At 40.5% G+C, this 20,980-nt stretch carries 12 protein-coding genes; 3 read left to right on the forward strand and 9 right to left on the reverse strand.

What is annotated here, in order from left to right:
• Positions 1–3 precede the first annotated feature (3 nt).
• The 3 genes from M2419_RS11675 to M2419_RS11685 all read right to left on the reverse strand — a co-directional run bounded on the left by M2419_RS11675 (position 4) and on the right by M2419_RS11685 (position 2,486).
• On the reverse strand, positions 4–453 hold the full coding sequence (locus M2419_RS11675) for a nuclear transport factor 2 family protein (RefSeq protein WP_259255131.1): 450 nt from the start codon (positions 451–453) through the stop codon (positions 4–6).
• Positions 454–808: 355 nt separating this feature from the next.
• Entirely contained in the window at positions 809–1,444 is a 636-nt protein-coding gene (locus M2419_RS11680) for a hypothetical protein (RefSeq protein ID WP_182329818.1), read from the reverse strand.
• 595 nt (positions 1,445–2,039) lie between these two features.
• The gene (locus M2419_RS11685; protein WP_182329820.1) at positions 2,040–2,486 is read right to left on the reverse strand and encodes a nuclear transport factor 2 family protein; all 447 of its coding nucleotides are present in this window, start codon (positions 2,484–2,486) and stop codon (positions 2,040–2,042) included.
• 68 nt (positions 2,487–2,554) lie between these two features.
• Between M2419_RS11685 and M2419_RS27505 the strand changes: the two genes are divergently transcribed.
• Positions 2,555–2,671 carry a zinc-finger domain-containing protein gene (locus M2419_RS27505; protein ID WP_153847003.1) on the forward strand — a complete coding sequence of 39 codons (117 nt, stop codon included), beginning with the start codon at positions 2,555–2,557 and terminating at the stop codon, positions 2,669–2,671.
• Positions 2,672–3,142: 471 nt separating this feature from the next.
• A complete protein-coding gene (locus M2419_RS11690) occupies positions 3,143–5,530 on the forward strand; it encodes an ABC transporter permease (protein ID WP_182329822.1) in 2,388 nt (795 codons plus the stop codon).
• A 38-nt stretch (positions 5,531–5,568) separates the two neighbouring features.
• Here the strand turns inward: M2419_RS11690 and M2419_RS11695 are convergent, their stop codons facing one another.
• From M2419_RS11695 to M2419_RS11705, 3 genes are all read right to left on the reverse strand, one after another.
• Positions 5,569–6,891 (reverse strand): BNR repeat-containing protein, encoded by a 1,323-nt coding sequence (locus M2419_RS11695; protein ID WP_259255132.1) that lies wholly within the window; start codon positions 6,889–6,891, stop codon positions 5,569–5,571.
• A 69-nt stretch (positions 6,892–6,960) separates the two neighbouring features.
• Positions 6,961–8,202, reverse strand: a complete 1,242-nt coding sequence (locus tag M2419_RS11700; RefSeq protein WP_259255133.1) for a DUF2264 domain-containing protein — start codon at positions 8,200–8,202, stop codon at positions 6,961–6,963.
• Between the two features lie 13 nt (positions 8,203–8,215).
• Positions 8,216–9,331, reverse strand: coding sequence for a glycoside hydrolase family 88 protein (locus tag M2419_RS11705; protein WP_259255134.1), 1,116 nt, complete (start codon positions 9,329–9,331; stop codon positions 8,216–8,218).
• Between the two features lie 324 nt (positions 9,332–9,655).
• Here M2419_RS11705 and M2419_RS11710 point away from each other — a divergent pair, with 324 nt between their 5' ends.
• Positions 9,656–13,717 carry a two-component regulator propeller domain-containing protein gene (locus M2419_RS11710; protein WP_259255135.1) on the forward strand — a complete coding sequence of 1,354 codons (4,062 nt, stop codon included), beginning with the start codon at positions 9,656–9,658 and terminating at the stop codon, positions 13,715–13,717.
• Between the two features lie 72 nt (positions 13,718–13,789).
• Here the strand turns inward: M2419_RS11710 and M2419_RS11715 are convergent, their stop codons facing one another.
• The 3 genes from M2419_RS11715 to M2419_RS11725 all read right to left on the reverse strand — a co-directional run bounded on the left by M2419_RS11715 (position 13,790) and on the right by M2419_RS11725 (position 20,969).
• Positions 13,790–16,972, reverse strand: coding sequence for a glycoside hydrolase family 2 TIM barrel-domain containing protein (locus tag M2419_RS11715; RefSeq protein ID WP_259255136.1), 3,183 nt, complete (start codon positions 16,970–16,972; stop codon positions 13,790–13,792).
• A gap of 87 nt (positions 16,973–17,059) precedes the next feature.
• Positions 17,060–18,814, reverse strand: a complete 1,755-nt coding sequence (locus tag M2419_RS11720) for a family 43 glycosylhydrolase (protein ID WP_182329828.1) — start codon at positions 18,812–18,814, stop codon at positions 17,060–17,062.
• Positions 18,815–18,971: 157 nt separating this feature from the next.
• Positions 18,972–20,969, reverse strand: a complete 1,998-nt coding sequence (locus M2419_RS11725) for a RagB/SusD family nutrient uptake outer membrane protein (protein WP_182329830.1) — start codon at positions 20,967–20,969, stop codon at positions 18,972–18,974.
• Positions 20,970–20,980: the final 11 nt, after the last annotated feature.

Raw genomic sequence — 20,980 nt, forward strand, 5'->3', positions numbered from 1 at the left:
TTCTTACTGATAGGAATGGACTGACTTGGATACCTGCCAACTGCCATTCTCATAAACTAAAGTCACTACGTCAGTCATGCTAAAGCTGTCAAATTTCAATACAATTTTTGCAATCATATAATCTGTGGATTTTTCGACAATCTTGATATGCGTTTTACAGTTCAGAATTTCTCCCTGCTGTTTTTTTAAAGATTTAATCAAAGCCTGGCGTCCGTAGTAGGTCTGTATAGTGGAAGCCTGGATCCTTTGGCTGAAATCTTCCGCAAATAATTGCTCTAAACCCACAGATTCTCCAGCCGTCGTTACAGCAACATAATGCTGCAAAGCGAAGTCTGCTGTGGAAAGATTAATGCTAATTTTTTCTGGTTTTGATGCTGGCTTTTCAGTTGCCATGGCAACTGACGATAAGCAGATTAAAGCTGCTGCCGTGAATGTTTTTACGAATGCTTTCATACTATCTTTTTGTTCTATTGTGTTAGTCTATATACCCTTACTTGTTGATCCAAAACTAAAGTTCAATATATCGCTGGCCTATGGACTTTAGACCAACGGTATTTGAATATCGGTGAATGGCGGAAATGTAAAGGTGAATATAACAACCATCTTAGCTGCTGCATGCCAAATACTATACCAGTGGCTACAATAAAAACATTTGTGCCTCTCAGCACATTTAAAGGCATTTTCAAGAATCTTTACGAAAAAGAAAATGTGCGCATACGAACAGTTTCAAAATAGATTGTTCGCATGCGCACACCGCATAAAAAGCCTAGCAAAAGATTAATGATTACTGTCTGCTGACCAAGTTGATTTATTTCGTTTTCTTAATTGGTGTATCGGCTGATAGCGCAAAAAAATCGTCAGGAAGTTCCCTCGCTTCTATCTTTTGAGCTACCGATTCCATTTTAAATTGCCCGTTATCGACCACAATTTTCAATGGAACAGACTTGGCTTTTGATAAATAGTAGTTCCAGTTTCCATAGCTGTGCATCTGAAATTTGGTAACGTCAATAGGATACTTTGATGTGTAGAAATAGGTTGTCTGCCCACCTTGCGTCTTTAAAATCAAGGCATCACAATCTTCCCCCAATATTTTCTCTTTATTCTTAACGAGCTCATAACTTATAACTGCATCTGATTTCACATCGGCATCAAACCAATAAAGTGTGTCGGATCGGCTCGTCTTATTGTAAAGTCTATTGGTTTCACCAATATATAACTGCATTGTTATACCGACACCATTTGTGCACGATTTATAGTTCCCCGATTTAATAAAATATTCTTGCTTATCACCTAGAAGAACCTTCATTTGTTCACTAGTAACGCTTGAATTCTTACTTTGAAAGCTATTTTGATAAATAATTTCCCCTTCAAATGCCTCTTGAGCATAGCCTTTCAATGTGACGGATAGTAATAATAAAAATAACAATAATCTATTTGCGTTCATTTGATATTAATAAGCTTTTTATGCTGTAACTATTAAAGTGGGAACTTCAACCGAGTGTCTAAACTAAATTGAATCACTTTTTGAATATAATACAGGTTAATGCCGCAAACTTAAGAATATTAGTCGTATTTCATTGATTTCACTCAATTAACCGATACACCACTATTGATCAAGATTTAGTTAAAAAAGAGAATTTTTAATGAAATAGCTATGCTTATTCCTTGCTGATTCTTTGCCGTTTCTTTGGTGTTTCTTTGGTGTTTCTTTGCTCTTTGTTCGGGTCTTCTTTGGGATTGGCTTGGGCTTCGTCTGCTATTTCTTTTGTGTTTCTTCGGTGTTTCTTTGGTGTTTCTTCCGTAAAAAAGCAAAGAAACACCAAGAGAATACGTATCTATAAGATAACTTGGTTCCTGCCATAAGTGAGCATTTGTCCCGAAAGAAGCAAATGATGATTAGCAAATTCACGTATAACGATGCTGAATGTTAGCGCACGTTTCGTAAGTTAGAGTTAGAAAAACGAACTGTCCGCAATAACATAAAAAAGCCACATCTCCTGATGTGGCCCTACAACCTATATATTGAATTAAAATGACTCCTATTTATACGAATTGATCGATTTGGAAACTTTCCAGTCATTTCCTTCACGGACAAAAGTCACTAGATCTGTCTTGCTGAAATCCTCAAATTTCAAGGTCACCCTGGCCACCATATAATCTGCTGATTCTTCAAGTACATCTGTACTCACTGTACAGTTAAGCTTTTCGCCTTTTTGTTTTTTCAAGGACTTAACCACTTCACTACGGCTATTTGACTTCAGTTTTGCCGTTTGGACCTTTTGATTAAAATCCTCAGCAAACAATTGTTCTACACCAGCCGATTCACCTTCAGTCATTACAGCAACATAGTGCTCTAAAGCAAAGTCTGCTGTTGATAGGTTAACGTTTGTTTTTGCTGATTTTGATCCGGGACCTTCAGCTGCCATAGCACATGTTGAAATTGCGATTAAGGCTGCTGCTGCGATTGTTTTTACTAGCGTTTTCATAATATCTTTATTTTATCGTGTAAGTTTTTCATCTAAATAATTTGTTCTTCAATTGTGATGAAGCTATCATGAGCATTTCCATCGATGCTCATGATGGTTTTTGTTCTTATTTGTTGATTCAAAATTACTGCTCTAGATGCTTCTTGCTCACAGACTTTAGATCAACAACCGGTAAAACTCGGTGAATGACTGAAATGAAAAGGTGAACTTCAAAATGCATAAAGAACATAATATCAATTTTATTAGCTCCGTGCCAAATACTATACCAGTTGTCCTGTGAGTTCAATAACGGCTTCTATGGGCTTTTAAAGCATATTCCATATCTTTTTCAGAAAAAGTAGCTGTACGGAAGCGAACAGTTTATAGCGATATTGTTCACATGCGTACACCCTATTAAATGCCAGCTAAAAGATGAATTGAAGCCATAAGATGTGAGCTGGCTAACTATGTAATCATTCTCCGTTCGCAAGCGAACAGTATTGTTCACAATCGAACAATTTAATACGGTTAAAAAAACAAACAAAACACTGAATATCAAAAACTTAAAGTTTAGGCAAAACTATTGATGCGTTTAAAACCAATTGATCTCAAGCATGTTGTATGAGATAAAAATGACATGAAATGCAATGAATTTTTAAGATTAAAATTAGGAAATCATGTATAATTACTTAAAAGTCGGTTGGCGGAAATTGTTCAGAAACAAAATCTTCTCCTTAATCAATATACTAGGATTATCGTTGGGCCTAGCCGCATGTTGGATTATCCTCTTATTTGTGAATGATGAATTGAGTTATGATCGTTATTTTACGCAGGCAGACCGTATATATCGCGTTGTTTCTCACGGAAAATGGGATGGCGGTTCCTTTGATATAACAGGAACTGCAGGTCCCCTGGCAAATGTTATTAAAGATGAATTTCCCGGCGTAAAAGAAGCCACGCGATTCGATATTGAGGGCGGAGGCATAATTACCATTGATAACCAACAAACAAAAGTCAACGAAATCTTCCTCGCAGACAAGAATTTCTTCAATCTATTTGACTATAATTTTCTTGCTGGCAATCCTGCAACGGCATTGGCTAATCCCCAATCTATTGTACTGACAGAAGACTTAGCCGTACAATTGTTTGGATCCGTAGAAACAGCAGTCAATAAAACGCTTTATTTCAATAAATCTGAACCCAGTCTTGTCACGGCTGTTATACAAAATGTACCTCAAAATACACATTTCAGCTTCAGAGCTATCCGTTCCTTTTCAAAAGACTTTAATCCTGATTGGAATCAACTTTACCTTTATACTTACGTACTATTAAAAGATCAGTCATACTTGCCCCAACTTCAAAAAAAACTTCCTTACATCGTAAAAAAATATATTCATGGACGGGATCTCGATTTTGATTATAAAATCGAATTACAACCAATTACGGATATCCATCTGCATTCTAATCTAAGTTATGAGCTCGGCAATAATAGCAATATCAAATATGTTTACATCTTTTCCATTGTCGGTGCATTAGTACTCTTAATTGCGATCGTAAATTATATTAATATCACGACGGCGCAGGCTTCAATAAGGATAAGAGAAATTGCCGTCCGGAAAGTAATCGGATCCAGCACTTTAAATCTAACAAAGCAGCTTCTTGTTGAAACGTCTTTAATCATCTTTTGTGCAGCATTGTTAAGCATATTGCTGGCCTCAACTTTTCTTCCATGGCTAAACCAAATGATCGGTAAGCAATTGGATTTATGGCATTTTGGAATAGGGAAAACCTTACTGTTTGTACTTCCATTTATCGTATTTTTAGTATTCACTACCGGTATTTATCCAGCTTTAGTACTTGCAGGACTAAAGACTATTCCTTCGCTAAAAAATCAGATCGGAACACATGGCTTCCAACATCTACTGAGAAAATCACTTGTGGTTTTTCAATTTGTAATCGCAGTATTGCTTATTGTATCCACCATGGTGATTTTTCTACAATTGAACTTTATGACTACAAAAAACCTGGGTTTTGACAAAAATCAGGTCATGGTTTTCCATCTGGACAATGAATCCACGCGCAATAAAGGCGACGAGCTCAGGAATAGCTTACTTGAAGATAGCCATATTACAGAAGTAGCGTTCGCCAGCAATCCAATTGGGAAAAACGACATTGGCGTGGGGACTTTCAATGTTGAAAATAATGGAAAAATTGATCCCAACTTTACACTCGCCAATACCTTAAAAATTGACCCTAATTTTATCCCAGCAATGCATATTCAACTGGTTAAGGGAAGAAATTTCGACAGTACCATGCCAACAGATAGCGCCTCTGTCATTATAAACGCAGCATTTGCAAAAAAACAAGGCTGGACAAACGCGATAGGCAAAAGGATCGAATTTGGAAGAGACACAACTGGAAAATCCATCCTGAAATCTGTTATCGGGGTGGTCGGCGACTTTCATATTTATTCGCTTCAGCACAAAATAGAGCCTCTTATCCTAGAACTTCCAGCTAATAAAATGGAAATGGACAATATTTATATTCGCATGAAATCGACAAATGTAGAGCATACAATTTCGCATATAAACAAAGTTTACAGTAAATATGTACCCGATTATCCTTTAGAATACACATTTTTAGATAAGACCTTTGAACATCAATACAATTCGGAAATAAAACAGGGTCAAATTCTCTTAATTTTCGCCTTATTGTCTATCGTTATTGCCTGTTTAGGACTATTTGGTGTAATCACATTTGCTATTCAATTGCGAATAAAAGAAATTGGTATACGCAAAACATTAGGTGCAACATTAAGCAACCTCGTTTATCTTCTGTGCTCTGATATGGTTAAACTGGTCGGTATAGCCCTGTTGATTGCACTGCCGCTCGGATGGTTATTGATGAACCAGTGGCTGCAAGAGTTCGCTTATCGCATTTCGGTCAGCTGGTGGATACTTGTAGTTGCCGGGATCATCGCACTGTTAATTGCTATTCTAACCCTATGTACCAGAGCAATAGCCGCTGCAAAAGCTAATCCGGTCGACAGCTTAAAAGTGGAGTAAGAATTTGTATCCACTATACTTTCGAGCTATCCTCTTGCTCAATCACGCCATTCTACTACCCGTATTGCTGTCGCGGGAGCATCAGCGAGTCCCTCAGCATCCTTTTGCACTGTAGACTGCACAAATAAAGCAACTTTACGTTTCTTTTGCCACAACTGGGTATCATATGTAGGTTCCCAAGCCCCTACGGACTGCTCACAAAGATCAATAATGTCATTTGCCTCTTGATGCATGCCATTCAACCTCAGTATCGAAGGTCGGTAACCGCGCTCCTGATCCCGAAAAACCAGCGTCAACATTATTTTATTGTCTTTTCCGCGAACCAACACCTGGGGCCTGGCGATTGGAATATCCTTTGTTCCACCACCACTCAAACTAAAAGGTGTTTTTCTAAAATCAAAAGACCGGATCTTCCATTCACCCTCTTGTAAATAGATTACCTTATATTGCGGGATCTGTGTTCCTGCATCACGCCAGTAACTAGCGATAAAAGGATTCCCTTTTTCATCCGCAGCGATAGAGGTTTGATTAATCAATTCGTGCTGCTGGGGTATATGGGCCGCATACTCGACCGTAGATTCTTTCATGGGCAAATCGTACCGCATGCCATTACTCTTTTGCCAGGTTAATCCGCCATCTTTTGAACATGCATAAGCCATATCATGATTGCTTTCCACGTTGGGACTCTCCCGCCAGACCCAAGAAAGATGTATCGTCCCCTGACGATCCACATAACTTTGCCAATAGGCATTTCTGCGTCCCTCGCCATCAATCAGATTGCTATGCATCCGCTCCCATTTTTGCTGCTTACTATCGTACTTATTGACCACAAGATTACCATGACCTGATCCGCCGTCACGATATAAAAACAGTAACTCCCCACTGGGCAGCTTTAAGAATTCGGGGTAGGTTACCTTTGACTCATTTTGTCCCAGCATGGCTTGCTCATAACCCAGCACAAGACTATTGGGGTGAAGGGTACGTGCATATCTCAACTTGCTGTCATGCTGATCCCAACAAACGTGGAGATATCCAGCCTTATCCACCATAATACTAATCACATTATGAGCATCCTTCACATGCCCAGTATAGCCGGTACGTCGCAACTTCCATACCTTGCCAGAAAGTAATCGCTGGCCTAAAACTACATATCCAGCTTCATCATAATAAGCGATATATTGGTATTTACCATTGCTGGTTAATGAATTTTTACGAAATACGGTTGTGTTGACCGTGTTCTTTGCCCAGCCATTTCCGACAAGCGTATTCTTAATTTTCTGCCCTTTTGCATTGTAAATAAACAAGAGACACGCGCAAGTGAGCATCCCCACTCTTACTAGTTGATTTAGATATTGCTTCATTGATTTTTTTATACACTTGTTGAGTCCACTAGGTCCTTTTGAAAGGAGTCTTATTCCCGGAATTTGGGGTTATTGAATGGCTTTACCCTGATCTTTATGCCAGTCCTGTCCTGACCAGATACGCCGTGAACTCCAGTCGCTCGCTTCACTTGTCCAAAAAGAATCTCCGTCGGGTAATCCCAAAGGCAAAAAAATTACTGAACATAAATAGGGGCTCCCCTGATTATTGTATGGATCACCCAAGCCCGGCTGATTACCATACATACCCAGTGTCAACCAGCCATTTTCATACGTCTTTGGGTTTTCGGTCGATTTTTTCAGTACTGCAGACAGGGCAGCCTTCACCTGTCCTTCGCTGAATTCCCCAGGGAGTCGTCTCTTGAACGCCATATCTGCAAGATGATGGAAAGCTGCCGCGCGATAGATTACGGACCTTCCTGTCGGAGGAAAGCTACCGTCGGCATTGATCAACCGTTCCTGAATAATGGCATAGCGCTCATTTCGGAGCTTGATTTTTGCAAACATCCCATCATAGTTTTTAGTTTTCAACTGTATGAAATCCATAATTCCGGCCAAGAAGGGATGGATAACATAACTATTATAGTAATCAAATGCATAATGCGGACCATCCATATACATTCCATCTCCAACATACCACTGTTCCAATTGCTGCAGCGCATAATCAACACGCATCACATCCCAATCATCTGAATATTTCGCTAAAAAAACTTCATTCATTGCTGAAAAGAGTAACCAATTTGAATAAGCCGGCCGAAATTGGCGTGTAATTTTTATGGATGCTACCAAATTCTTTTTTGTCTGATTGTCGATATGATCCCACAGCCAAGGACTGCGCATAAATCCCAAAGCGATAAAAGAGGCATCAACAAGCTGTTGACCACCGAGATCAAAACGCATAAAATCACGCGCATTGCTGTCCAAAGCATTTTTAAGTGCTTGAACAGTCCATGCTCTGTATTGATCGCGTAACTTTATCTCTTCAGCCGAACCGCCATCCAAGGAAAGCCAAGGTGCTATGCCTGACAATACCCTTCCCAAGACTTCAACATATTGTACTTTGATGCGTTGTTCCTTATTATCCACGTGTATAGAAGTCATTTGTGGCATAGTTAACCGCAGGCTATCATGAGCCAGACTGCGGAGGACGGGACGCAGCATATGATCCATTTCTTTAAGCCAAAAAGCTCTATCCGTCTCTTTTGTTGATGCAGGTTTCTTCTTCAAGCCCTGTCCAAAGACAGTATGGCCTGTCAGAAGAATAACAAAGAACAATAAAATCTTATTTTTCATTTTCAAATCCAGTCTATTTTTTAGCTAAATAACGATACATTTCCGAGCCGGCTAATAAAAACGCACCTACACCAAAAGGAGCTGTAGAGTTGGTATCCACCACCTGTCCGGGGATAGCTTTTTCACCGATAGGTTGTATATACCCAATTCTGCCATCGGGTTGTAAAGCGATCTCACTAAGATATTTCCAGCCTTTAACCGCAGCATCTTTAAATTTAAAATCGCTTAGCAATCCATTATTTATTCCCCAGAGCAGTCCATAAGTAAAAAAAGCCGTTCCGCTTGTTTCCCGACCGGGAGCATGCTCGGGATCTAACATGCTTCGAGTCCAGAATCCCTCCTGCTGTTGGCAATTAATGATAGCGGCCGCCATATCCTTAAAGCGCTCCTGATAGTAGGTATAATGTTTATCCTCCTGAGGTAGATCTTGAAGAACCTTTGCAAATGCAGCGAACACCCAGCCATCGCCACGAGCCCAAAAATCCTTTTTGCCATGTAAGCTCTGGTGTTTGGGGAAGACATATTTTGCATCGCGGTAATACAATTTCTCTTCCCGATCAAACATGATACTATCGGCATATTGTAAATAAGCATACATCTTATCTAGATAAAGTGAATTTCCTGTCAATTTGTACATTTTAGCCATCACGGGCATCACCATATACAAACCATCGGCCCACCACCAATAGTCCTGTTTATTGGAGTGGATCTGATATTCCATGACTTCCTGAGCACGTGCAATCTTTTCAGGGCTTGGCGATAAATGATAGAGATCGATATAGGTTTGGAAACAAATTTGCCAGTCACCAAAAAGAACGTGTTCGTCTGTTTCCCCATAGTTGTATTTCCAAAGTTGCGTATTGGTAGACTTGGCACCTTTCCAATCATTGTATCTGGCCCAATCCTCAGCATATTTTAAGTCGCCCGCTGATTTTGAAATCTTATAGAATTCCATATTTCCGGTATGATAAGCTGCCTGATCCCAAAAAGCCCAAACCTCGGGCTTATGATGAGACTGCCAGTATTGGTTTGCCTTACTTAGCTGAGCAAGTACGGCTTCTTTGTTCAGTTGCTGTCCAAATGAAAAATGTCCTACAAACAATAGACATAAGATTAAATTGATCCGCATATATTTAGATGTATAGTATTTTTTGATAAACCAGCAAAAAAGCTACTTTAAATTGGTTTGTACACTATTTTAATGGAGACACTCATTACTTTCTTCCCGATTTTTTTTGCTTTATAAAGCAAAAATGTTAGCTGTAATACAGGCCTCTTTAAATAAACGTACAATATACACTTATTTTAAAAAACAATCGTATCTTTAGCCATACAATCTTCAAATTGACTGTTTCCGATTGCAACAAGTCGTTTTCAAGATAATAACCTATGATAAGGATGAATCGATAATTTTACCTGATATCGGAAATACCAGACGAACAAAACTGCTAACATGCCTAGTTTCAACAGACTCCTATATTCTCGTCAGGCCTTGATCCTGGTACTCGTTCTCATCCTTGTTCACTCAAGTATGCTGACCCTAGCACAATTTCCCAAGGAGATGAATAGAGGTTTGTCCAATAGTTCGGTGAAATCCATATTTCAGGATAGTCAGGGCTTTATGTGGTTCGGTACCTTCGACGGGCTTAATAGATTCGACGGTTACGATATAAAAACCTATAGAAACCAACTAAATAACGAAAATAGCATTCCGCATAATTATATCTATTGTATAGCAGAAGACCACAATAAAAAATTGTGGATAGGAACCGGTCAAGGGATTGGAATCTACGACCGAAATTTTGATACCTTCTCCCGTTTAAATTATAGAGACCAAAAATCGAAACGGTCATATCATCTCAACGCCGACACGAAATCCATTCAAATCGATAGTGACAATAATATTTATATAGGCACAAACGGCTGGGGGCTATTTTACAAAAGCCATAAAGAAGCATATGCCATGCAAATCGCTTTTAAAGATTATAAATCGAACCTATCCAGCTTATACTACCATGTATCCGCCACGCATATTGATACGGCAGGCCGAATATGGGTTTTTATAGAGGGAAGCGGCTTATATACTTTCGATAAAAAAACACAGCAGTTGCATCTTGTATCAAAGGTCATTACCAGTGCAACCTGTATGGCTAGTACAAACAGTGGTGAACTCTTTATTGGTAATTACGAGGGACTATTTGTTTTGAAAATCAAAGACGGCAAGCTTTCGACATTGTATCCGCAGGAGCTTAAATCGAGTCAGATCAATATGCTGACGCTGGAAGGACAAAACAAACTTTGGATAGCCACCCAAAACAATGGCATTTTTATACTTAACCTATCTCATGGAAAAGCAGAAAACAAAAATGATCTACAGCCCGTTCAATTTTCACTGAATAGCAAGACCATTTATACGGTTTACATAGACTCTCAGCATAAAATATGGATCGGCACCGGAAAAGGCGGCATTGAGACGATTGATAACAACGGCTATAAATTTAATTATTTACAGCAGAAACATTATACAGGCTTTAACTTAGCGCACAAATTTGTCCGTTCTTTTGTTGAATATGATAACAAGATCTGGATTGGTACCGAAGGCAATGGTCTTTACGTATGGGATAACAAGACCAATCAGGTTCAGTCTTTTCAAAAAGGGCCACAGCAATTGCCAGACAATACGGTAAACCATCTTTTGACTGGAACTAATGGAGGACTATGGATAGCAACCGAAAGGGGCATTGCGCGTTACACAAAGGGTTCGGGATTTAAATATTATGTTTGTAGAACCCCAAATGGGGTTCTAAATAACAGTGTACAGTTACTTTTTAAGGATCAGGATGAGAAGCTCTGGGCAGCGACATTTTCTGAGGGAAGAGTATATACATATAATCCGACAAGCGACCAATTTGAAGTATTCAGCGAAGACATCTATGATATCAATTGTATGATTGATGATCAGAAAGGTAATATCTGGATGGGGAATTACAATGAGATCATACAGTTAAACAAGCAGACGAAAAAAATCTCGAGATATTTAATCGGAAAACCTGTTCGTGCCATTCAGCTCGGAAAAAATAACAGACTTTGGCTGGGAACAGAAGGAAAGGGACTCTTGGCATTTGATATCAGTTTAAAAAAGATTGTCGAAAATTATTCCACAAATGAAGGATTGAGCAACAATGCCGTACTTAATATTTTGGAAGATAAAACCGGAAAATTGTGGTTAAGCACCTTTAATGGGCTTTCGAAGTTCGATCCTTCCACTAAAAAATTTGTACGGTACGAAGAAACTGACGGACTTCAAAGCAACGAATTTTCCTATGGGGCAGCTCTTAAGCTCAAAGAGGGCCATCTTCTTTTCGGAGGAAACAACGGTTTTAACATCTTTGACGCCGATAGCATTAAACTGAAAATTTATGAACCTGCCTTAGCTATCACTAGCCTTAAAATTAACAATAAAAAGATTGCAGACCAGAGCGACCGGGTCGATATTGGAACAGATCATAGCATTCACAAATTGACGCTCCCCTACAATCAATCCACTTTTTCGCTGGAGTTTGCAGCCCTGGAGTTTGATTCCCCACAAAAGATAAAATACAGGTATCTATTGGAAGGATTGGACAAGGGATGGAACGATGCAGGGTCTACCCGATCAATAAATTACAACGGTCTGCATGAAGGAACTTATATTCTGCATATTCAATCGACCGACTCGGAAGGCAACTGGACGAATAAACAGATTAAGCTCGAGATTCAAATTCTTCCGCCTTGGTATAGAAGCTGGTGGGCCTACCTGCTTTACACGCTGGTTATTGCCTATATCGGACTATGGTATCTGCGCTATCGGAGAAGGCAAATCGCTTTAAATTACGAAATACAGCTTTCAAAATTTACCATTCAGAAAGAAAGAGAACTCAATGATAAGAGGCACGCATTTTTCACGAATATATCGCATGAATTTAGAACACCACTGACCTTAATTATTAATCCGATTAAAGATCTGCTTAAGACCAAAAACGAGTCCAAGGACAACGCTTCCCTTCAGGTTGTACATAGAAATGCCAAAAGACTGTTGAGCTTGGTGGACCAGCTGCTTGTATTTAGAAAAACAGAGGACGGTGCCGAACAGCTCAAAACAAGTATTTTTGACTGCCAAAGCTTTATGAAAGAAATATTTCTATATTTCGCTGCTCAGGCAAAATTGCAAAAGATAGATTATCAGTTCCAGGAGAATTCCGATCCGATTTATGTCAATGCCGACAAAGAAAAAATTGAGATCATCTTATGCAATCTCATATCAAATGCCTTTAAATTTACGCCTTCAAATGGTGCAATTCATATTGCCTTATCGCAACAGGGTCGGGAATTAACCATTCAGATCAAAGATTCGGGAAAAGGTATCCCCGAACATCTTGGCGATAGGATATTTGACAAATATTTTTCGGATCCACTTAATGGTCCCAAAAAACAAACAGGATTCGGGATTGGGATGTACCTTGTCAAAACTTTTGTTGAAATGCACGCCGGAACAATAAGTTACACGAGTTCAGCAACAGCGGGAACAACATTCGACCTCGTTTTGCCTATCTTAGCACAACAAACCCCAGCCCAAGAACCATTGGCAGATGTTGCGCTCCACAATGAGTCGGGGATTCAAATGCTATACGATTCGCAAGTAGTGACGGAAACCGTTCCCTTATTCCCGACAGCTATATCAAGCAAAAAATTCAGTGTCTTATTGGTCGACGACGACGATGCTATCCGCAGCTATCTTAAGGACATTTTTAAGGTAGAATACACGGTCTATAATGCCCGTAATGGTGTTCAGGCACTCGATATGATCAAGGAAAAACAACCTGATCTGGTGATAAGTGATATTATCATGGAAGAGATGGATGGATTGTCACTTTGCAAAGCCGTAAAATCTAATGCTACGCTCAACCATATTCAAATCATCCTACTTACTTCAAGTACCTCTGAAAGCACTAAATTGGCCGGAATTCAATATGGTGCCGATGATTATATCCATAAGCCATTTGATTCGGAAATATTGTTGCTCCGGGTAAAAACATTACTACAGAACAAAAAGAACCTGCAGGACTTTTTCTTTAATGCGATTACGCTACAGTCCAATGAGCTAAAGATACCGATCACAGATAAGTTATTGATAGAACGGTGCATTGAGATTATTGAAGAGAACCTGTTAGAAGAACTGACTGTAATAAGTCTTGCCGAAAAAACAGGAATGAGTCATTCTTCACTCTATAAAAAAATTAAAACTATTTCAGGCAAATCGATCAATGAATTTATCAGGTCCGTACGACTCAAAAAAGCAGCAGAAATGCTCATATTGACGGATTCAAAAATTAATGAAGTAGCTAACTTAACAGGTTTCTACGACCAACGCTACTTTAGACAGCAGTTCAGCAAATTGTTTGGCCATACGCCATCCGACTATGTCAAAAAGTATCGAAAAGCGTTTCAGAATGAATTCCATGTCGATCGGCCTTAGTCTGAATTGTCAAAAATAAAATAAGCCCTGTATAACAATTACGCGTGTTTGTTGCTATACAGGGCGTTATATTTATTCGACTGGTTTTATGATAAAGGAGAATGTATAATCTTTGTAAGGCAATGTATATTCATTCAGCGGCCATGCTCCCCAACTATTGATTCCACCCACGCCCATTTGTCTGAGGTCAATATTAAGTTGCGTTTGCTTTCTTTTAACAAGGTCAGCTGCATGACGTTGTTGTCGCTTGAGACCATCGTCCAAATCTTTGTCAAAGTAATGCAAAGCGCTCATACTAAATGTAGAGTCAGACGTAAAGAACAATCCCCGACCTTGTTTATTTTTTATTTCCATCCATCTGATATCGGTCTTATTGCCGGTCTCCTGTGGCATTACATAGGGGAAATACTGTTGATCGACGGTCTGTTTATAAATTCCGACATGTGATGCAAAATTACGATCGATGTAGTTCTCCTGTGGTCCCCTACCGTAGTAATTAATCGCCTCAAAGCCAGACGGCATAATCCATTGCATACCCAAACGTGGCAGAACTGCAACCTTTTTTGTGGTGTCGGCAAAGAAGGACTGAGAAACACGCATTTCACCCAATTGATTAATGCAGTATTTCATTTCTAGTTGCCCATATACCTGAGGCATCTGGTAGGTCGCATATACATAGGCGAGGCTATCGATTAATTCGGATCTAATTTCAAGCAGTTCAATCGAATCTGTAACCAGTTTCCAAGATTTCAGTTTTTCCGGCGTATTGGCACCGAAATCGTTATCATTCGGCGCACGCCAGAAATTAGTCTTAAATAGCGCATGTTCATCCAAAAAATCCTGTCCTTTATAATGATATTTCGCCAACCATCCTGATTTAAGGTCAAACTCCATCAGCAGCTGTTTTGCCGAGACAATCAGATTTCCATCTTTTCGCTCTGTCTTGATTTTGCCCTGTGCCAAAATGGCTGTTTTAGGCTGAAAAGCCCCCCCCAGAGGCAACTGTTCAGTTGCAATAATATGCCCTATGGGAAGTAAGGCCTCGGCTTTTTTCAATCGATAAGTCAGATTCAGAAATTTTTCCCCCGGAATATCTGCTTTATAAGGAATCGACAGTACAGCAGATTGTTGAGGCAACACATTCAAATGCTTGATTAAACCAGATTGCGTTCTTTTTCCGTCAACAATAAGCTCCCATTGAAGTTCAACATTTTCAAGTCCAGTAAAAAAACGTTCATTGTAAACCTGTATCTTTTTCTCGTTCAATAGGCTACTATGGATATCTTGATATACTTTTTTCATTTCCCAAGCATGTGGATAGGGTGTTCTATTGGCATAAAAAATTCCTTTGGAAGCATAATTCCAGTCCGTTATGGCTTCTTTAGGTTCATAATCTCCGCCATAGGTATATACCGTATCGCCTTTAGCATTGGTTTTAACAAAACATTGGTCCACAAAATCCCAAATATATCCGCCTTGAAATATTCCTTTGTTTGCCCGAATGATGTCCCAATAATCCTTAAAGTTTCCCAATGAATTCCCCATGGCATGTGCATACTCACATTGAATAAAGGGTCTTTGAGGCTTTGGGTTACGCGCTGCATAATTTTTCATTGCAGATGGACTTGCATACATAGGTACAATCAGATCCGTATTCCAGTCAAATCTTAATTCCCCATAATTATTCACAGCCCTTTCGTATTGTACAGGGCGACTTTTATCGAGCTCTTTCATCCGGAGGTAGGCCCGATAGAAATTGTAGCCATTTCCGGCTTCGTTGCCCATACTCCAAATAATTACGCTAGGATGATTCCGATCGCGCTGAATAAGGCGTTCAACACGGGCAACATGTGCTTTCTCCCAGGTCGGCCTATTGGCCATCGTATAGGACAGGTCATAACCCATGCCATGTGATTCGATATTAGCCTCATCAATTACATACAAACCATATTGGTCACAGAGCTGCAACCAATATTCGGCATTGGGATAGTGGCTGTTACGAACAGCATTGATATTGAATTTTTTCATGAGCTGTACATCGCGCAACATACTTTCTTTCGAGATCACATGACCAGTAACGGGATCTGTTTCGTGCCTGTTTATTCCCTTGACAAGTATGGGCTGTCCATTAACGAGCAACTGACCTTCTTTGATCTCAACCCTACGGAAGCCCACTTGCAGGGGAACGATCTCGCTGAGTTTGCCCTCTGAGTCTGTAAGTTTAACAGTCACCTGATATAAATTGGGCATTTCGGCCGACCATAGTTCAGGATGGTCTATGGTCTGTTCAATATCCATTTCCTGTCCGTCGACTTTAACAGTTTCAATTGACACAAGCAGACCGTTTCTATGAAGTGTAACCTCTGCCATTAGATCCCCATGACTGGCCTGGTTAAAGATCAGCTTAGTATTTAACTGTCCTTTATCAAAGGCATCATTGAGGGTCGGCGACAATTGAATATCGCGTAGATGCACTGGTTGCCGAACCAGCAGATAACAGTCTCGCGTGATTCCACTAAGGCGCCACATATCCTGATCCTCCAAATAATTTGCGACTCCCCATCGCATGACACGCATTGTAATTAGATTTTTTCCTTTTCTCAAATATGCTGTTATGTCAAACTCGGATGGTAATTTGCTATCCTCCCCATACCCGACATATTGACCGTTTACCCAAACAGATAGATTTGATTTGGCTGCCCCAATATGGAGAATTACGGGCTTTCCTTGCCAATCCTCGGGAATGACTACCTCACGGCGATACACAGCTGTAGGGTTGAAATCCATCGGCACAATTGGTGGATTTGGTTTCCCAATTAAATAGGTAAATTCAAAACCTGAGGTAGTATACATCGGGAAACCGTATCCATTGAGTTCCCAGTTTGCAGGCACCTGAAAATTATCCCAATGACGATCGTCATAAGTTAATGATTCAAAGTTAGCTGGTAGTTTTGAAGGGCTATTTACCCATTTAAATTTCCAGGAACCATTCAAACTTAAATACGCAGAGGATCCACGCCAATCGCTGTTGATGATCTGAGACTCCTGCGGAAAGGTCACAAAATCTGTATGCATGGGCAGCCGATTTTCTTCGGTAATCGTTTCATCCAACCAAGGGATCCCTTTTCGGACAACAGTATCTTGCTGTTGCATTTTATTCCGCTCAAAAGTCAAGGTAACACTGGATTGCGCATACCCGAAAGTGAAGACAAAACTATAGAACAGAATAAGCACTAATTTATTCAGAGATTGCATTTTTTATTATTTATCGATTAATAAATCATTTCAAAAAAGATTGATTTGTTTAACTGAATCTAGGTTGAGTCCGGACATACGATCGAATTAGTGAAATACACTTAAATCCCACTGATCCTTCCAATTTATCTGTACTTTTTCATTCTGGAGATCAACCGGAAGCCAGATGTATCTGCTATCCATAAGATCTTTGGGATTCCAGCGGTCGGCCATAAAGATAAAGGAATCCTTTTTTCCTGCGACAGGAAGGATAAATGTCGATTGACCACCATAAGTCAACGCCGAATTCGGTCCTTGCATTGGATCCCCAAGGGATTTCCAAGGGCCAAAAAGGTCTGTAGCAACATGAAGCTCTGCACGATTTGGATCCCAGCCAGTGCATCCGCTGGTGATCAGATAATACTTATCTTTGTACTTGAATAAAGCTGGGGCTTCCCTATGATTCCGGAAGAGTAAGGAATCTTTCGCCGTCACATGCAGGTAATCATCGGTTAATTGAACCAGGCGTAAGGCATAGTTTTCATCCGATGAATAGATTTGGTAAGCCTTGCCATCGGTGTCAACAAATAGGCCCATATCGCGTGACATATTGTTATTTGGCCGGAAGCTATGGACAAACTGAAAAGGCCCAAGCGGAGAGTCACTGGTAGCAACGGCGGCCCTGGCTGCTGCATAGCCTTGCCCTTTTAGCTCGAGATGGAACCACATCACATATTTCTTTAGCTGCTCGTGATAGATAACCTTTGGTCGCTCCATAATACAGCCCCAAGCAATATCGTTTGTAGAATCTGTGCTAGGTGTGAGAGCCAATCCTTCAAACTTCCAGTTATACAAATCATTGGATGAGTACACATTGACTCCCTGGGATGTAGTTCCGCCACGTTTCTCACCGTACCAATAATATTTTCCATTTTGATGAAGTACGCCGCCGCCGTGCGCATTGATCACATGACCGGACTGGTCTTTCCATATTTCCCCTGGCGTAAAACTATGCATCTCAGCATGCTCCATTTTTTGATAAACCCGTACATAATCAATTTCATATTTTGCAGGAAGTAATTTATCAGCTATCGTGCCGCCATTTATTCCGCCGAGGGCCAAATTTAACAGGAGATAATGCGGTTGGGTAAATGGATTGAATCCGGTACCATCCCGATTGACCAGTTGATCCATAGGAACGTGAAGCATTTCCATATTGTCCACATAAAGCGTAATAGCGTCTTCATCCCAAATCATTCGCCAGGTATGGAACTGATCTGCCCAAGCCTTTCCGCCAAGATCTTTGACTGCTTTCGTCTTACCAAACCAATGTGCTTTCCAGCGTTGGTCAGTACCGGTTGCAATATTGGCCAATATATTGCCTCGGTAATATTCCATGATATCTATTTCACCATTGGATGGCCATTCTTTAGTGGTGCCTAACGTCCAGAATGCAGGCCAAAGGCCCTCACCAACTGGGATACGTGCCCGGATTTCAAAAATCCCGTATTTCCAACTCTGCTTTCCCAAAGTATTTATCGAAGCCGAAGTATAGGTTATCTTTTTACGGCCGGCAATCCAATCATGACTGCCCTGAATAAAACCCGGATGATTACGTTGTTCTTTTTTTGCTTCAATAACCAACAGGCCATTACGACAGGAAACGTTTTCCTTTTGATACCACTGCTCTTCCCGGTTACGTTTGAAACCTTCTTCATAACTCCATTTAGTCGTGTCGGGTGCACCATTATAATTAAACTCATCCGACCATACCAATGTATACTGTGGTGGGACGGGCTGTTGACTATATGCAGTAAAACAACTTGACAGCAAACTAAGACAGACAGATAAAAGTTTTTTCATGATTTAGTTTAAGTTTCTTTGAGCTAACAGTTCTTGATGATCAGTAAACAAAAATATCCCCCTTTTTCTGCGTGATCAAGGGGGATATTGAGTCAAAAAGAGGGATATATTCGTATTTGTGTAATAATGAGATGACACATATCCATTTTCATATTTTCTACAGTCCGGTTGGGGCAGTTCCACTGATAAGTGACCATCCTGGATTTTGATAAATAACAGAATTTTCTGCTGTTCCATCATCCGAAGCCAACTGGAAATGTTCTATGGCAATGGGGGCGAGGTAATGTGCCATGGCAAATTTTACACCGGTATAAGACAGTGCATTGCTTCTGATCTCCAATGGTCTGAGGTATTCACTCCGTGCGGGATCCGAAACGACAGATTTATCATTGGTAGCACCATAAATCAGCTGTTCGGGTTTATACCAATCTTTCATCGGTCCCCAAAGTTTAAAACCTTCAAAATGGTCTGCTGTTGTAATCAGCTGATCCATCGCACGCCAGCGCTTGAGATCCATCCAACGTAGACCTTCCGCCATGAGTTCGTTTCTGCGTTCGCGACGTATATTGTACAATGTAGGTGACACAAACTGTCCTGCAGAATACGCACCCCAATCTTTCTTCTCTTTCTCCATTTGTGTTGCCGCAATGGTTGCATTGAAATCTTGGTCGACCTTAGCACGTGTACGCAATGAGCGCCAATAGGCCTGCGCCTTCGTATCTAAATTTTGATTCTTTTCATAACAAGCCTCCATATAATTGAGGTAAGCTTCGGTAGCTCGGAAGGTAATGCTACCCGTAAATCCCTGACCGTTGAGCGTTTGTAAACCGTCGTATGAAATGCCTTTACGAATTGTATAACCTGTTGTGTAACGTCGTTCCCAATCGGTATCGTATACCGTCGGGGTGGGCTCTATGAGCGTGTAGTGCGTACCTTGTCCAATATTGACCAATACATTCTTTTGGCCAGGCTCTTTTAAAAACAATTGTAAACGACCATCGCGATTCTTCCGAACATCTGCGATGTAATCATCGCCAGCATAACCGCTGCCCGAAGCGTAAATAGGCAGTCCATTGGACATCAGGAAGCTTTCAACAAGGCCGCGTGTCAAACCAACCGCATAATTGCCACGCTGTGCATATACCGGTACATTGTGTGTCACCAGGCTTTGATTATATTGTCGCCACAAAAGTACTTCGCCATAGCTGGACATATCCACGGCACCAAACATGCTGAAATATGGATTCTCGTTATTGGCAGATTCTATTATCCCGGTATTGCTCACCAGCGGCACATTGTCAGCAACCGCAGCTGCCGATTCCATGGCCTGCGTTAAAAAGTAGTCGATCTCTCCAGTAATACTTCCAGTCGGGAATGCGTAATTGCTATTGTATGATTTTGCAGCCCCCGGCCATCCTGGTCCTTTAGGGACGAATGCGGTTCCGCTGAAGTATTTGAGCCATGTACCTTCGTACAAAGCTACTCGGGACTTGAATAGTTGCGCGACATTTTTTGAGATCCGCTGTTTTTTACCATCAGGAGAACTTTGGTTCAGCAAGGTAATAGCCGAATCCAAGTCAGAAAGAATAAAACGAGCGACTTCATTTCTTGGCGAACGCTTACTTGCTTCTACCAAAATATTCTTGTCCTTATCCGACATCACATTGCGAATAATAGGAAAATCACCCAAGGCCTGCAATTTCCCAAAGTAAACGTAGGCCCGTAAAAAATAGGCTTCACCGATATAATGTGATATATTACTGGAATTTCCGAGAATACGATTTTCTTTCCATTTGGGAACCACCGTATTTATAAAATAATTCATTTGATAAATACTTGAAAAATCCCAGTCACCGCCATTCGATCCTACGCGCCATTGGCCCGGAATAAATTTGTTATCGAGTGTTGGAATAGCCATATTGTCTGTGTTTCCGTCGATGCCGAAAGTGCCAAATGACCAGTTGCCGTGCGAAGGAAATAGTCCAGCATATTGATTTACGGTATAGGCAGCAAGTTGTGATTCCTCATCCAGATAGGCTTCAGGTATAATGGACGAAGGGGGTGCAATATCCAAATATTTATTGCAGGAAGCTAGACCTACCAAAGCGACAAGGCCCAATTGCATCAATCTAAAAATAGTACTATTGAATTTCATAATGAATCGAC

Origin of the sequence: Sphingobacterium sp. BIGb0116, from assembly GCF_024808035.1 — a bacterium.
GTDB lineage: Bacteria > Bacteroidota > Bacteroidia > Sphingobacteriales > Sphingobacteriaceae > Sphingobacterium > Sphingobacterium paramultivorum.

Excerpts from the sequence above, each read along its gene's own strand:
- M2419_RS11675 (WP_259255131.1), bottom strand. The coding sequence starts at position 453 with ATGAAAGCATTCGTAAAAACATTCACGGCAGCAGCTTTAATCTGCTTA.
- M2419_RS27505 (WP_153847003.1), top strand. The coding sequence starts at position 2,555 with ATGAGCATTTCCATCGATGCTCATGATGGTTTTTGTTCTTATTTGTTG.
- M2419_RS11725 (WP_182329830.1), bottom strand. The coding sequence starts at position 20,969 with ATGAAATTCAATAGTACTATTTTTAGATTGATGCAATTGGGCCTTGTC.
- M2419_RS11690 (WP_182329822.1), top strand. The coding sequence starts at position 3,143 with ATGTATAATTACTTAAAAGTCGGTTGGCGGAAATTGTTCAGAAACAAA.
- M2419_RS11710 (WP_259255135.1), top strand. The coding sequence starts at position 9,656 with ATGCCTAGTTTCAACAGACTCCTATATTCTCGTCAGGCCTTGATCCTG.
- M2419_RS11700 (WP_259255133.1), bottom strand. The coding sequence starts at position 8,202 with ATGAAAAATAAGATTTTATTGTTCTTTGTTATTCTTCTGACAGGCCAT.
- M2419_RS11705 (WP_259255134.1), bottom strand. The coding sequence starts at position 9,331 with ATGCGGATCAATTTAATCTTATGTCTATTGTTTGTAGGACATTTTTCA.
- M2419_RS11695 (WP_259255132.1), bottom strand. The coding sequence starts at position 6,891 with ATGAAGCAATATCTAAATCAACTAGTAAGAGTGGGGATGCTCACTTGC.
- M2419_RS11680 (WP_182329818.1), bottom strand. The coding sequence starts at position 1,444 with ATGAACGCAAATAGATTATTGTTATTTTTATTATTACTATCCGTCACA.
- M2419_RS11685 (WP_182329820.1), bottom strand. The coding sequence starts at position 2,486 with ATGAAAACGCTAGTAAAAACAATCGCAGCAGCAGCCTTAATCGCAATT.
- M2419_RS11720 (WP_182329828.1), bottom strand. The coding sequence starts at position 18,814 with ATGAAAAAACTTTTATCTGTCTGTCTTAGTTTGCTGTCAAGTTGTTTT.
- M2419_RS11715 (WP_259255136.1), bottom strand. The coding sequence starts at position 16,972 with ATGCAATCTCTGAATAAATTAGTGCTTATTCTGTTCTATAGTTTTGTC.